We start from the raw sequence: 13,228 nt of genomic DNA, 5'->3' as shown, positions 1-13,228 counted from the left end.
AGTCACGCTCCTTACGGTCGTTCGATGACGCCGAAGGTGACGTCGTCAGGGTCGTCCTCTGCGGGAGTGCTGGGTGGTGGGGCGGAGGGGGCGCCGGGCATGCTCGCTGACGTGTCGTTCGTGGTCCCCCACGTCGAGGCGTCGTTGTACGGGATGCGCCCGTTGGTCTGCCGAGGCTGGATGTGGTTGGTGACGATGCCGAGGGCTTCCTGCCACTGCTGGGCACTGGGCCAGTGCTTCTGCGCGCGGATGAGGGCCTTGCCGCACTGGTTCTTGGTGTAGCCCTTCTCCAAGGCGTTGCGGACCTGCTTGCGCATGGCGAGGTATCCACGCTTGTCGCCGACGTACGGCCCGAACCGCTTCTCAGCCTCCGCCCACCACCACTTGGCGACCTCTCCGGCATCCGCGTCGAGGAGGGCCTTCTCCGCCGCCTTCTGGTCGGCCTCGGTCTGCTTCTCCTCCGTGGCGTTCTTGGCTGGCGTCGCCGGCTCCTCCGCGGGTTCCTTCTTCGCCGCGGGCGGGGTCTTCCTGCGGGGCGTTGTCTTCTTGGCGGGCGGGGCAGGCGGTTCCGGCTCGTCGTCCGCAGGCCGCTCGGGCTCGTCGTCGCCGGGCTCCGCGGGCTCGTCATCGGCGGGAGGCTCGTCGCGGCCGTGGTCGAAGCCGTCACTGCCCATCGAGCCGTCGGGGTACTGCACGAGGAACGAGCCGTCTTCCTGCTCGACGACGGGAATGGCGAGTTCTCCGCCGAAGGTGACGTAGTCCTTCTTCCACTGCTCGACGGCGTAGAAGCTGATCGCGGTGCCCATCGCGTGCTTGCCGTCTCGGAACCGCCGGCGTTCGAGCCGGTAGTACCCGCCCGCGGCCAGCTCGTGCAGGGTCTTACGGATGGCGTCGCGACCCTCACGCTTCTTGCCCTTGGACAGTTGCTCGGAACGCATCTGCCAGTCCGGGGGCTTGTTGAGCATGTGAGTCAGCAGGCCGAGAGCGCGGAAGCTGACCTCGTCGTCGTTGGCCGTGTCGGACTCGATCGGGACGGTGTAGACCCGCTGGTTGACTCGGGTGCCGTCGCGGCGGCTCAGGCGGCTCATGCGGCGGCCTCGGTGGGAGCGTCGTCGACGAGGCGGACGTAGGTGTGCCACGTCTTGCGGCCGGTGCTGCCTGTCTCGTATCGACGCTGGCTCACGACCATGTTGGCCTTGCGGAGTTCAGCGAGCGGCAGGCGCACCTGGTGAGGCGTCAACCGCATCCTCTCGGCGATGGGCGGGATGGCGACCCATGGGTCGTCGGCGTCGGCGGGATGCGTGGTGATGGCGCAGAACAGGCGGAACGCGCGATCGGAAATGTCACTGGCAAGTGCCGGATCGAGCACGTCAGTGGGCGTGGTCATCGGGAGTGTCCCTCGGGGAGGAGGGCCCGGCCGCCGCGGGCCGGGCCCGGAGGCGGTCAGTGCTGGTCGTCCTCGGCGTTGGGCCGGGGTCCGGCCATCAGCTCCGGCGCCTCCTTCAGGAGGTAGTTCAGGTCCCCCTCCTGGTAATGGCGCATCAGCCGCTTCCTACCGACGTCCTTCCGCTCCCACGTCCACGTGAGGCTCCCCGTGGGTTGCCCGCCCTGCTCGTACTTGAGGCCCGGGACCACTTCGCCGGTCCTGCTGTCGATGATCAGGCCGGAGTCCTCGTCGTACTCGGCGAACTGGAGAAGGGACTTCTCCCAGGTCTCGTCCCGGGTGATGACGACCTTCGTTCCGCCATGCTTGTCGGCGTACTCGTTGAGCGCCGCTTCGTTGTCCTCGTCGACGACGATCCGAGGCTGCGCCAGGTTCACCTTGTACCGGCCGATGACGTCGCCCCCGATCTGGACGACAAGCTCGGACTGCCCGCCCTTGTACGCCTTGAGGAGGGGGACCTTCGGCGCGTCGATGCGCGGCTTGATGACCTTCTTCACCATCTGCTCGTCGAGCAGTCGGGCGAGGGCGCCGACCAGACCGACGTCGGAGAGAGGCAGGTCGGCAGACTGCTCGGCCTTGTTGTCCTCGACGGCGTCGTTCGCCATGCGGTGTTCCTTCCTTCCCTGGACGCCAGAGCCAGGGGGTTTGGGCTGTCCCGGGCGGGGCGTCTCAGGGCGTCGCATGGAGGTACGACAGCCGCCGATTTTTGTTACACCTAGGCCCAGGTAGCTGGGTCGCTCTCCCAGCCACACCGAACAGTACAGCAATGAGACTCGCGTGTGTAGAGCGCGACGTTAGAGGCCTGTCTGCCTACATTCCCCCGCGGCCCTACCACTTCCGGCGACGTCACCAGGAGCCGGTAGAGCCCCGGCGCCGCCCCAACCGGAACGAGGGCAGCACCGGCCCGGCAGCGGGCGAGGACCGGCCATGACGGCATGTCCCGCTTGCGAGGCGGGGCGCCGCGGTAGGAGTCCGCGGGCTCGCAGTCCTCACCCGCTGCCGGTACCGACGCATGGGAGAGGACCGCACCAGCCGTGACCGAGACGATCGCCAAGCCGCCGCGCTTCATCGCCTACGTGCCGCTCACCAACCTCACGCCGGCGCCGCGAAACCCCAAGCGGCACGAGCTGGAACTCCTCATCGACGCGATCCGCATGCACGGCCTGGTCGAGGTCCCCGTCGCCGACGAGCGGACCCAATGCGTCCTCCACGGCCACGGCCGCCGCGAGGCCCTGATAGAGATGCAGAGCCGCGGAATGCCCCTGCCGGGCGGAGTCGTCCTCGACGAGGACGGCGGATGGCTCGTCCCCGTCCTGCGCGGCTGGTCCTCCAAGTCCGACGCCGAGGCCGAGGCCCTGGCCATCAAGCTCAACCGCCTCCCCGGCGAAGGCGGCTGGGACCCCCGCGAGTTCGCCGCGATCCTCGAGGACCTGGCCACCAACGAGATGGAGCTGTTCGACTCCCTCGCCATCCCGCACGACGAGATCGACAAACTCCTCGGCCAGGTCGATCCCGAGACCCTGCCCGGCGGCATCCGCGAAGACGAGCCGCCCACCCTCCACCTGCCCGACGACGGCGACCACGGGGACGGCCCCAGCCCCGACGACGAAGGCCGCGCCGCACACACCACCTGCCCCGCCTGCGGCCACATGTTCAACACTGGCCGCTGACCCCGCCGCAGAGGTCCGCCCATGTCCACCCGACGCAAGGCCCGCCGGCCCAGTAGCCGTGGCGGTCGCCCACGCCTGCTCTCCGAAGAGGTCGAGCAGCGGCTCGTCGCGGCCTCCCGCACAGGCGTCGCCGTCGAGTTGGCCGCGGAGATGGCCGGGATCTCCCGCACCACCTTCCTCCGATGGATGGCCGAGGGCCGCGCCGAGGTCGAGGCCCGCGACGCAGGCGAGGCCCCCGACCCGGAGTTGGAGGAGTACGCCGCTCTGTACGAGAGAGTCCGCACCGCGCGCGCCACCGCGGCCGCGCGCGCCATGGCCAACATTCGCAGGGTCGCAGACGGCGGGATCGTCACCAGGGTCACCACACGCCGGTTCCGCGACTCCGTCACCGGCGAGATCGTCGAGGAGACCGTCGAGGACCGCACCTCCCCAGACTGGCGCGCGGACGCCTGGTACCTCGAGCGGCAGCACCGCGAGCACTACGGCAAGGACGCCGTGGTGGCCGTCGAAATCACCGGACTCGGCACACCGGCCGGCGACGACGAGCAGCCTGTCGACCTGTCCGCGCTCGCCGAGCGCCTGGACAAGAGCCTGTTCGCCGTCGAGTACCCGCCGGAGCTGGAGGACGGCAGCGTCGTCGACGCCGAGTTCGTCGACTGACCACACCCCAGACAGACGGCCCCAGGAAGCCCCCGGGGCCGCCGTCGTTTCCACGGCGCGACGTTAACCACCGGCGCCCTGCACGGTGCTCCCTCCCTGCTCAACAACACCGGAGGAAGCAACCGTGACCACCACCTACTACCCGGGCGCCAGCCGTGCGTACGACTTCTCGGGGAGCTACAAGGGTGACCTGATGGACCCCGACAAGGTCCTCCTGCACACCACCGAGGGCACCACCCTCGTCGACTACTCCAGGGGCGCCGTCGCGCCGAACATCACGGCGAAGCCGAACTTCGACAAGAAGCGGCTCGACTGGTACCAGCACTACGCGTTCGACCGCTCCGCGCGGGCCCTGGTCAACAAGGCCGGCGGCGTGGAGACCAACACCGACGACGTCGTCCAGGTCGAGCTCGTCGGCACCTGCGACCCCGCGCATCGCAAGACCTGGGGCAAGCTGCAGGCGGGCGTGCACTACATCTACTGGCCGGACGCCCCGGACTGGGCGCTCGACGACCTCGCCGACTTCCTGGCCTGGCAGAACGTCAAGAACGACGTCCCGCTGAAGGCGCCGAGCGAGTGGCTGCCCTACCCGGCCTCGTACGGCAACAGCAGGGCGCGCATGACCTTCGCCGAGTGGCGGGGCTTCTCAGGCGTGTGCGGCCACCAGCACCCCCCGGAGAACGAGCACGGCGATCCTGGTGACATCGACATCGCCACGCTCCTGGCGAAGGCGAAGACGAAGGCCGCGGCCCTCAAGGGCGGTTCGACCGGCGGTTCCACCACGAAGCCGACCCCGAAGCCCGCGCCGCCGTTCCCCGGCGCCGACAAGTTCGGGCCCGGCAAGTCCAACGCGTCCATCACCCTGCTCGGTCAGCAGCTCGTACGGAAGGGCTACGGCAAGCACTACACCTCTGGCCCCGGCCCGAAGTGGGGCGAGGCGGACCGGCTGAACGTCCGCGACTTCCAGCTCGCTCACAAGGAGCTGGCGGGCGACGCCGACGGGATTCCCGGGCCGAAGACCTGGAAGCTCCTGTTCTCCTGACCGTTCCTGGCCGGCCCGCGCGTTGCGGGCCGGCCCCGTCCCTGAAAGGCCCTGTCAGTGGCAGGCGAGACCGTCATCACCGTCATCGGCAATCTGGTCGACGACCCCGAGCTCCGCTTCACTCCCTCTGGCGCCGCGGTCGCGAAGTTCCGCGTTGCCTCGACTCCCCGCACTTTCGACCGGCAGACCAACGAGTGGAAGGACGGCGAGAGCCTGTTCCTGACCTGCGCCGTGTGGCGTCAGGCGGCCGAGAACGTCGCCGAGTCCCTGCAGCGGGGCATGCGCGTCATCGTCCAGGGACGCCTCAAGCAGCGGTCCTACGAGGACCGTGAGGGCGTCAAGCGCACGGTCTACGAGCTGGATGTCGACGAGGTCGGAGCGAGCCTGCGCAACGCCGCTGCGAAGGTCGCCAAGACCGGCGGGGCGCAGCGTGCCGCCGCAGCGCAGAGCAGACCAGTCGCCGACGACCCGTGGGCTGGCCCGGCCCCCGACGAGCCGCCGTTCTAACCCATGCGCATGCAGAGGGCCCCGGGCAGTCCGGGGCCCTCTGGTTGTTCAGGCGGCGGCAGGAACGGTCCAGGCTGACGGCATGATGAGCAAGTCGTCGCCGTCGTCCTGGTCCTCGGCGTCGCTTGGCGCCTTCTTCTCCTGGCCGGGGGGTTCGGCCGACTCTGAGTTGTGGTCCTGCCCGGGAGGCGCGCCCTCTTCCGCGGGCGTCTCCACCGAGGCCGGAGTGTCCTCCGGCGGCGGCACCGGGGATTCCTCCACGGGCGTCTCGACGGGCGGTTCCGGCGTCTCCTCGGCTGGCGGAGTGCTCGGCTCCTCCGGCTGAGTCGGCGCTGGCGCCGGGTCGGTGGTCGGCGGCGTTGACGGCTCCGCGGGCGGGGGCGTTGTTTCCGTCGGCGGAGCCGTGGGCGTGGTCGGCGTCGACGGGTTCGTCGTGGGAGCTGTCGGCCCGGTCGGCGTAGGCGCCGGCGTCGAGGGTTCGGAATTCGGCGGCGGGGCTGTTGTTGTCCTCGGCGGGGGCGGGGTCGGTGTCTGCGGAACCGGCGCAGGCTCCCTCACCAGGATCACCCCTCCAGTCCCACGGGTTGCCGGAGGTTCGATGCCCATGGCGAGCGCCACGATGTCGTCACCATCGTGTCCTCGGTACACCGGCGTAGTGTCCAAGCCCAGCACGAGCCGCGCCGCGATCAAGGCGGGTGCGTCGGTCACGGCCACCGCGGGCTCCGCGATGATCCGGTTTACCTGCTGGCGGTTCAGGCCGAGCGTGCCCAGAGTGAGGGCAGCCAGCCGCGGCGGCAACGGGCTGGCCCCGCCCATTGCGGTCGGACCTCCCTCGTGGTCAGCCTCCCGCAGTAGGCCCATGTACTCGCCGATCCGCTTGGGGTCAGTGCCCCACAGGACGTACCGGCCGTGAACCTTCAGGTGTCGGTACAGCTCCCGCGAGCCTTCTTGGCGGGCCCAGGTCTTGGCATACCTGGCGTCGTAGAAGATGCGCAGCCCGATCTGTTCGGAGCCGTACGAGAAGGTGAAGATCGTCGAGTCAGGGCCGGTGGCAGCCTTGGTGGACATCACCATGCCGTCGGCGTCGGTGCACTCGGCTTCGAGGGCGCTTACCGGATCGCATTCGATCTTGCTGGCGCCCGCGAAGAAATCGAACTTATCGTCGGCGAACGGGGCGTCCTCAGCCTTGGTCGCATCCGGTGCACTGGCTTTGGCCTGCACGGGCTCGTTGTCGACGACGTTCGTGTACCGGCCCAGTGCCCAACTCCCGGCGAGCGCAGGCATCAGCGCAGCAGCAATCACCCACCTCTTCACTCGGCCGCGCGGACGTACGGGCTGGAGAGGTCCGTCGGGCATGGGGGTGATGTCCAGCGGTGGAGCAGGTTCGACCGCCCCCAGCAGCTCATCGAAGTCCTTGAACTCCGAGTGCTCGCGCACCAAGCGCTCGACCTGCTCCAGCGAGAGATCCGGCATCGCAGAACGCACCTGCCGTACGGCCGAGTCGAAGCTCTGAGGCTTCAGGAACAGGTGGCGCTCGCCTCCGATGTTGACCAGGCCCAGGTCGGTGAGGTCAGCATCTTCCTCGTCCTCGGGCCTCAGGATGTGGATCTGGACGCGCGGCTGCGACTTGCTCACGGCTGCCCCCAGCTTCCGGGGCCGCCAGGTATTGCGTGGCTCAACTCTGGCGATCTCTTTCCTTGCTGTTCAGGATGCGAGCGATGCGGCCGGCCATCTTCTCGGCACGCTCGGGTGTGATCTCTTCGATGTCGGTGAGGACGAGCTGACCGCCATCGGGCAGTTCAATCTCTTCGCGATGGAGCTCCGGCTCGTCCAGGCCATCTCCCGATCCGGCGTCCTCCCGTGTCTTCTGGGGGTTCTGGACGCGGGCGAACTCGCGGAGCATCGCCTCCCTGGCGGCGCGCACCCTCGAAGGGCTACGTCGGTAGCCGGGCCGCAACGCACCCGCGGCAGCCAGCATCTGGCGGGTCTCCTCATCGTGAGGGATAGGCCCGCTTTCCAGCGCCCGCTCCAAGCGTTCGCTCTGGTCAGCGCGTCGCGACATGCGCCCTCGCCTCTCGTATCTCAACCCGTGTTCCAACAACTCTATTTCTGTCCACCGCCGCCGACAGCAGTTCTTCAATCAACTGTGCGGAGGACTCCCCCGACGGCATCACAGCGGCAAGTTTGCGCAGGGCCCGCACCGTGAGGGTACGGACAGCGCCGTCCGTCTTCCCCATGATCTGTGCAGTCTGCCCCGGGCTGAGCCCGTCGAAGAACCGCAAGATCAGGACCTCCCGTTGCTCCGAACGCAGTTTGTGCATCTGGGTGGCAACGGCTTGAGCCAGTGCACGCCGTTCGGCGTGTTCTTCCGGGCTCTGGTCGAAGCGCGGCCGGTCGAGTTCAAGGTGGTCTGCGTACAGCACCTCAGAGGGGCGCCGCTGCACCGAACGTAGATGGTCGAGCGCGGTGTTCTTGGTGATCGTGCGCAGCCAGGCCAGCAGACTCGTACCCAAGCGATACTTGCCGATGTTCTGGGCGACCTTCAGCCACACTTCCTGGCACAAGTCTTCCGCGACATGCCCGTCCCGGATGTAGAGCCGCACCCAGTGGTACACGGTGTCATTGAGTTCGTCGTACAACGCCGCGATGGCGTCGGCCCCGTCATCTCCGCCTGCTGAGGCGCGTACGACCAGGGCCTCCAACGTATCTGTCACGGCGTGATATCCCCCCAAGCCGGTGCTGCGGTGTTCAGCTACAGCGCCGCACTTGGGCACACCATCGCGGTCTCCCCTACGGACGATCATGTTTCGATGCGGCGCTGAGGCAGCATAACCAACCCTCACGGACTGCATCGAACAGGTTAGCGATGCCTCGCAACGCGCGCTCTGCACACGGTGCGAGCGTGCACCTGGAGAGCAACCCGGCACCACAAGGCCCGAAGCGAGAGCACAAGCGGGCTATGCCCCCGGGACTGAGGCCCCTCAGTCGTACCCGATACTCCTGCCGTTCGAGGAACGGATCTCCGTCGGCGCCGGCCGCGCAGCAGACCCGGCGGCGACGCCGTCGATAGCATCCGAGGTCTCAGCCGCCGGCCCGACCGACGCCTTCCAACGCTGGCGCCACCACCCCGGACCGATTCCATGGTGCGGCCGACGCGTTGGGCTTCTCCCGGGTGTAACAGATTCCGGTGATCGACGTACTTCCCGGTGCCGGACTGAACGGAACCGGCTCCATCCGGTCGGATCGGTCCGCCCGGGGGCACCTACGAATGTACGAGGACGACGATGGCTCGCGGCGGTTCCAACGTATTGCTGAGTTTCGAGACGATTGCCGAGCGGATGGAACTCACAAAGCGCACCGTGCTCGACAACTACAGGAGTTGGGACATCCCCGTCGTGCGCATCAGTGATCGCATCCTCCGCGTCCGGGAGCGCGATTTCGAAGCATGGCTTGACGCGCGTACCGAGTGAATTCCCAGCGCCAGCAGGGGTGTTATAGCCGCGAATAGAAGGGACACGACGGACCGTTCCGCCTCCCGCTCGACGGCTTGACCAGCCATGGCTGCGCATAAGTAGAGTCCGACTCCCCTGGCCAGGGAGTCACCTGAGAATCGACCAAGATCGCGAGAGGCGTCCCGTGGCACGCAAGCCCACTGTGTACAAGCGGTGCGATTGCCCCGACCAGAACAGACCCAAGAAGGGCGGATGTGGCCATAGCTGGTCTTACAACCGCACGAACGACGCGGGGAACCGCACACGGGCCACGATCCCCGAGTCAGTTGGCCTGACCCAGGCCCAGGCACAGTCCATTCTCGACGGAATGACTCCAGGCGTGGCCCCCGAGCCCGTCGAAACGAACCTCACTTTCAAACAGTGGGCTGCCGACTGGCTCAGCAGGCGCCGCGCGAAGGAGATCAGCATTGTTGGCTACGAGCTGGCCATCCGCCTACACCTCAATCCCCGCTGGGGCAACCAACGCCTACGCACCATCAAGAGGGCCCAGGTCGAAGCCTGGGTCCAGGAGATGGAGGCCAACGAGCGCATCGCCAACTCGACTGCGGAGGGCCACTGGAAAGTCTTCAAGATGGTCCTCAAGGATGCCCTTCAGAACGGGAAGATCACCGCGAATCCCACGTACGAGGTAGACGGGCCCTACGTAGGCGAGTCGACGTCATACGTCTTCACCCCTGACGAGTGCTGGGCGATCTACGACGAATTCCCTGAGCGCTACCGCGTCATCCCCATGCTCGGCTTCGCCTGCGGTACCCGGCAGGCCGAGGCGTTCGGCGTGTGCACCGACGTCATCGACTCGGACCGACGGCTGCTCACCATACGCCGACAGGTACTCAAGACGAAGGAGACCAACTACGTCCCCCTCCTCATAGACCGCCTCAAGACAAGCCCACGCCTCAGCACAAAGGAAGCGCCGATGGCCCCATACCTCCTGGAAGCCCTGGAGGAGCACATGGAGCGCTACCCGCCACAGGCCACGGAGACCATCCTGTGGGAGCACAAGAAGAAGGTCGACGACTGTAAGGAGGGCATGGCACGCGCACTCTTCTGGACGCGGCAGAAGAACCTTCTGAGCCGGAGCTACTTCAACGACTTCTTGTGGAAGCCCACACTGCTGGAGTTGGGCATCAAGGACGCGGAGGGGAACCTGCCGACCTTCCATGACCTTCGGCACACCTTCATCTCCACGTGCCTCCAGAACGGCATCCCTGAGCACACTGTGGCGGCGTGGGTGGGCGACTCCGTCGAGGAGCTGCGGCGCACTTATAGCCACCTCCTGAGCGACCACGCCGACACGCACGGGGCAGTGGCCGCTGGCCTGACAGCGCGGCCGCAACCCTCCCGCATCGGCATCGCAGCGTGACGGCCCGCCCCGTCCTCGCCGCCCCCAGATGAGCGCAGCGGCACTGGGGGAACTTCAGCAGGGCTGAGGCCGGCAACCGGCCTCAGCCCTGCTTCGCGTTTCTCAGCCCACTGAGCTTGCCTCCGCAGATCGCGCCGGGGCCGCCGGTCGGCTCGTCCTCCCCACCCAGTGGGTTATCGAGGGGGTACGAGCTAAGCGACGGAGTCACCGCATGTTGAGGCATCGGCGCGAGGCCGAGCGGACGTCCCAGGACAGGGCCACCTACAGTCGACTCGCCCCGCGCCTCCGCCCGACTCCCGGTCCAAGTTCCGTGGCTGCTTTCATGGCTACGTACGTAGCCGCGTGGCCCGGTTTGAACCGGTGTGTAACGGGGTCCGCGTCAGTCAAGTCGCTGTGGTTCAGACTGCCTGTGGTTCCCTCTCAGGAGCGGCGTCCGCAGCCTCGTCCAACGCTGTGACCAGCGTGGAGTGCCGGCGCCCGTAGGTGACGTAGACGATCAGTCCGACCACGAGGAACACCGCGAACTGGATCCAGGTCTGCCAGCCGGTCTCGTACATCAGGTACAGGCAGAAGCCGACGCCGAGCAGCGGGACGACCGGGTAGAGCGGCACCCGGAAGGAGCGGACGAGGGCCGGTTCGCGGCGGCGCAGGGCGATCACCGTGATGTTGACGACGGCCATGATGGCGAGCGTGCCGATGGTGCACAGGTTCATCACGGCGTCCAGCGGGGCGAGGGCCGCCGGGAGGGCGAAGACGACCGCGACGATCAGGGTGCCGGCGACGGGCGTGGAGGTCCGGGGCGACACCTTCTCGAAGACGCGCGGGATGAGTCCGTCCCGGGACATCGACATCAGGATGCGGGTCTGGCCGTACATCACGGCGAGCACGACGGAGGCGATGGCGACCACCGCGCCGAAGGCGATGACCCCGCCGCCGATCGCCGAGCCGGTGACCTGGTTGACGACGTAGGAGAGCGCGGCGGGCCGGTTCGCGACCTGGTCGCCGCCGATGGCGCCGACGGCGGCGACGGCGACCGCGCAGTACAGCAGGGTGACCAGGCCCATGCAGACGAGGATCGCGACCGGGATGTCGCGACGCGGGTTCTTCGCCTCCTCGCCGGCGGTGGTGATCGCGTCGAAGCCGATGTACGAGAAGAACGCGGCCGTGGTGCCGGCGCCGATGCCGCCGAGCCCGGCCGGGGAGAACGGGGTGAGGTTGCCGTGCTTGAAGGCGCTGTAGCCGATGGCACAGAAGGCGACGAGGATGGCGAGCTTGACCCCGGCCATGGCGGCGGTGGCCCGGGCGCTCTCGCGCACACCGCGCACCAGCAGCACGGACGCCAGGGCGATGACGATCACGGCGGGGACGTTGACGATCCCGCCGTCGGCCGGACCGGCGCAGAGCGCGGCAGGGAGCTGCAGGCCGGTGAGGCTGTGCAGCAGTTCGTTGACGTACTGGCTCCAGCCGACGGCGACGGCCGAGATCGAGATGCCGTACTCCAGGAGCAGGCACCAGCCGACGAGGAAGGCGGTGGACTCGCCGAGGCCCGCGTAGGCGAAGGAGTACGACGATCCGGAGACCGGGATCGCGCCGCCGAGCTCGGCGAAGGAGAAGGCGGTGAAGACGCAGGTGATCGCGGCGAGGATGAAGGAGACGACGACGGCGGGACCGGCCTGGGCGACCGAGTCGGAGAGGCCGACGAAGATGCCGGTGCCGACGATCGCGCCGACGCCGAAGCAGATCAGCTGGAAGAGGCCCATCGTGCGCTTGAGGCCGTGGCCTTCGCGGTCGGCGCCGGACTCGGCGACCAGCAGGGCGGGGGACTTGGTACGCAGCTTGGTGGGCTGAGCGGGCATACGGGTGGTGCTCGTTTCTGGTGGTGCGGGCGCGATCCGGTGTCGATCGCTGTGGCGGCCGTGGCAGGGGTGGCGCCGGGCCGCCGGACAGGATAAGGCCTGGTGAGGCCGGTCAGGCAACGCCGCGTGCGGCAGGCCGCCCGAGGGTGGCCACCAGGACGGCCTTGATGGTGTGCATCCGGTTCTCCGCCTCGTCGAAGACGACGGAGTGCTCGGACTCGAACACCTCGTCGGTGACTTCCAGCTCGGTCAGTCCGTGCCGCTCGTGGATCTCGCGGCCGACGGCGGTGCCGAGGTCGTGGAAGGCGGGCAGACAGTGCAGGAACTTCACCTGCTCGTTGCCGGTGGCGCGGAGCACGTCCATGGTCACGGCGTACGGGCCCAGCAGCGCTATGCGCTCGTCCCAGACCTCCTTCGGCTCGCCCATCGACACCCATACGTCGGTGGCGATGAAGTCGGCGCCGCGCACACCCTCCTTCACGTCGTCGGTGAGCGTGATCCGGGCGCCGGAGGCACCGGCGAGCTGCTGGGCCACCTCGACGATGGTGTCGTCCGGCCACAGCAGCCGGGGCGCGACGATCCGGACGTCCATGCCGAGCAGGGCTCCGGTGACGAGGTAGGAGTTGCCCATGTTGTAGCGGGCGTCGCCGAGGTAGGCGAAGGCGGTCTCGGTGAGCGGCTTGTCGCAGTGCTCGGTCATGGTGAGCACGTCGGCGAGCATCTGGGTGGGGTGCCACTCGTCGGTGAGGCCGTTGTAGACGGGGACCCCGGCGAAGGCGGCCAGTTCCTCGATGACGCCCTGTCCGTGCCCGCGGTACTCGATGGCGTCGAACATCCGCCCGAGGACCCGGGCGGTGTCCTTGACCGACTCCTTGTGGCCCAGCTGCGAGCCGGAGGGGTCGAGATACGTCGTCGAGGCGCCCTGGTCGGCGGCGGCGACCTCGAACGCGCATCGGGTGCGCGTCGAGGTCTTCTCGAAGACCAGCGCGATGTTCCTGCCCCGCAGGTACTGCGTCTCGGCCCCCGCCTTCTTGGCGGCCTTCAGCTCCGCGGCCAGCTCGACCAGGCCGCGGAACTCCTCCTGGGTGAAGTCCAGCTCCTTGAGGAAGTGGCGGCCGGCGAGGGCGGTCGGGACTGTCGCCATGGGGGGCGCTCCAGGGGTACGAGATCACGG

The 13,228-nt window shown here is 68.2% G+C and carries 14 protein-coding genes; 6 read left to right on the top strand and 8 right to left on the bottom strand.

The window, feature by feature from the left end:
- Positions 1 to 11: 11 nt before the first annotated feature.
- The 3 genes from ACFY1J_RS05000 to ACFY1J_RS04990 are packed head-to-tail and all read right to left on the bottom strand — an operon-like array spanning position 12 to position 2,049.
- The gene (locus ACFY1J_RS05000) at positions 12 to 1,088 is read right to left on the bottom strand and encodes a hypothetical protein (RefSeq protein WP_390730616.1); all 1,077 of its coding nucleotides are present in this window, start codon (positions 1,086 to 1,088) and stop codon (positions 12 to 14) included.
- A complete protein-coding gene (locus ACFY1J_RS04995; protein ID WP_390730615.1) occupies positions 1,085 to 1,387 on the bottom strand; it encodes a hypothetical protein in 303 nt (100 codons plus the stop codon). Before ACFY1J_RS04995 ends, ACFY1J_RS05000 begins: the two co-directional genes overlap by 4 nt.
- Before the next feature lie 56 nt (positions 1,388 to 1,443).
- On the bottom strand, positions 1,444 to 2,049 hold the full coding sequence (locus ACFY1J_RS04990) for a hypothetical protein (protein ID WP_390730614.1): 606 nt from the start codon (positions 2,047 to 2,049) through the stop codon (positions 1,444 to 1,446).
- Between the two features lie 429 nt (positions 2,050 to 2,478).
- Here ACFY1J_RS04990 and ACFY1J_RS04985 point away from each other — a divergent pair, with 429 nt between their 5' ends.
- The 4 genes from ACFY1J_RS04985 to ACFY1J_RS04970 all read left to right on the top strand — a co-directional run bounded on the left by ACFY1J_RS04985 (position 2,479) and on the right by ACFY1J_RS04970 (position 5,323).
- Positions 2,479 to 3,114, top strand: a complete 636-nt coding sequence (locus ACFY1J_RS04985; RefSeq protein ID WP_390730613.1) for a hypothetical protein — start codon at positions 2,479 to 2,481, stop codon at positions 3,112 to 3,114.
- A 21-nt stretch (positions 3,115 to 3,135) separates the two neighbouring features.
- On the top strand, positions 3,136 to 3,774 hold the full coding sequence (locus ACFY1J_RS04980; protein ID WP_390730612.1) for a hypothetical protein: 639 nt from the start codon (positions 3,136 to 3,138) through the stop codon (positions 3,772 to 3,774).
- 124 nt (positions 3,775 to 3,898) lie between these two features.
- Positions 3,899 to 4,816, top strand: a complete 918-nt coding sequence (locus ACFY1J_RS04975) for a peptidoglycan-binding protein (RefSeq protein ID WP_390730611.1) — start codon at positions 3,899 to 3,901, stop codon at positions 4,814 to 4,816.
- 57 nt (positions 4,817 to 4,873) lie between these two features.
- On the top strand, positions 4,874 to 5,323 hold the full coding sequence (locus tag ACFY1J_RS04970; protein WP_390730610.1) for a single-stranded DNA-binding protein: 450 nt from the start codon (positions 4,874 to 4,876) through the stop codon (positions 5,321 to 5,323).
- Between the two features lie 48 nt (positions 5,324 to 5,371).
- Here ACFY1J_RS04970 and ACFY1J_RS04965 read toward each other — a convergent pair whose 3' ends face one another.
- From ACFY1J_RS04965 to ACFY1J_RS04955, 3 genes are all read right to left on the bottom strand, one after another.
- Positions 5,372 to 6,958 (bottom strand): hypothetical protein, encoded by a 1,587-nt coding sequence (locus ACFY1J_RS04965; protein ID WP_390730609.1) that lies wholly within the window; start codon positions 6,956 to 6,958, stop codon positions 5,372 to 5,374.
- Positions 6,959 to 6,998: 40 nt separating this feature from the next.
- On the bottom strand, positions 6,999 to 7,301 hold the full coding sequence (locus ACFY1J_RS04960; RefSeq protein WP_390730608.1) for a hypothetical protein: 303 nt from the start codon (positions 7,299 to 7,301) through the stop codon (positions 6,999 to 7,001).
- A 67-nt stretch (positions 7,302 to 7,368) separates the two neighbouring features.
- A complete protein-coding gene (locus tag ACFY1J_RS04955; protein ID WP_390730607.1) occupies positions 7,369 to 8,037 on the bottom strand; it encodes an RNA polymerase sigma factor in 669 nt (222 codons plus the stop codon).
- Between the two features lie 570 nt (positions 8,038 to 8,607).
- Between ACFY1J_RS04955 and ACFY1J_RS04950 the strand changes: the two genes are divergently transcribed.
- Entirely contained in the window at positions 8,608 to 8,793 is a 186-nt protein-coding gene (locus tag ACFY1J_RS04950) for a DNA-binding protein (protein WP_095753128.1), read from the top strand.
- Between the two features lie 361 nt (positions 8,794 to 9,154).
- Positions 9,155 to 10,198 carry a tyrosine-type recombinase/integrase gene (locus ACFY1J_RS04945; RefSeq protein ID WP_390730606.1) on the top strand — a complete coding sequence of 348 codons (1,044 nt, stop codon included), beginning with the start codon at positions 9,155 to 9,157 and terminating at the stop codon, positions 10,196 to 10,198.
- 398 nt (positions 10,199 to 10,596) lie between these two features.
- Here ACFY1J_RS04945 and ACFY1J_RS04940 read toward each other — a convergent pair whose 3' ends face one another.
- Positions 10,597 to 12,054, bottom strand: coding sequence for an amino acid permease (locus ACFY1J_RS04940; RefSeq protein ID WP_390730605.1), 1,458 nt, complete (start codon positions 12,052 to 12,054; stop codon positions 10,597 to 10,599).
- A 112-nt stretch (positions 12,055 to 12,166) separates the two neighbouring features.
- Entirely contained in the window at positions 12,167 to 13,198 is a 1,032-nt protein-coding gene (gene argF, locus ACFY1J_RS04935) for an ornithine carbamoyltransferase (protein ID WP_390707449.1), read from the bottom strand.
- Positions 13,199 to 13,228: the final 30 nt, after the last annotated feature.

Origin of the sequence: Streptomyces sp. NPDC001406, from assembly GCF_042895285.1 — a bacterium.
GTDB lineage: Bacteria > Actinomycetota > Actinomycetes > Streptomycetales > Streptomycetaceae > Streptomyces.
Note: the sequence above shows the minus strand (reverse complement) of the source record. Positions and strands in the feature narration are given on the sequence as shown.

What these genes read in the sequence shown, in the direction of transcription:
- ACFY1J_RS05000 (WP_390730616.1), bottom strand. Translation starts at nt 1,088, where the DNA reads ATGAGCCGCCTGAGCCGCCGCGACGGCACCCGAGTCAACCAGCGGGTC.
- ACFY1J_RS04995 (WP_390730615.1), bottom strand. Translation starts at nt 1,387, where the DNA reads ATGACCACGCCCACTGACGTGCTCGATCCGGCACTTGCCAGTGACATT.
- ACFY1J_RS04990 (WP_390730614.1), bottom strand. Translation starts at nt 2,049, where the DNA reads ATGGCGAACGACGCCGTCGAGGACAACAAGGCCGAGCAGTCTGCCGAC.
- ACFY1J_RS04980 (WP_390730612.1), top strand. Translation starts at nt 3,136, where the DNA reads ATGTCCACCCGACGCAAGGCCCGCCGGCCCAGTAGCCGTGGCGGTCGC.
- ACFY1J_RS04960 (WP_390730608.1), bottom strand. Translation starts at nt 7,301, where the DNA reads ATGCTGGCTGCCGCGGGTGCGTTGCGGCCCGGCTACCGACGTAGCCCT.
- ACFY1J_RS04950 (WP_095753128.1), top strand. Translation starts at nt 8,608, where the DNA reads ATGGCTCGCGGCGGTTCCAACGTATTGCTGAGTTTCGAGACGATTGCC.
- ACFY1J_RS04940 (WP_390730605.1), bottom strand. Translation starts at nt 12,054, where the DNA reads ATGCCCGCTCAGCCCACCAAGCTGCGTACCAAGTCCCCCGCCCTGCTG.
- argF (WP_390707449.1), bottom strand. Translation starts at nt 13,198, where the DNA reads ATGGCGACAGTCCCGACCGCCCTCGCCGGCCGCCACTTCCTCAAGGAG.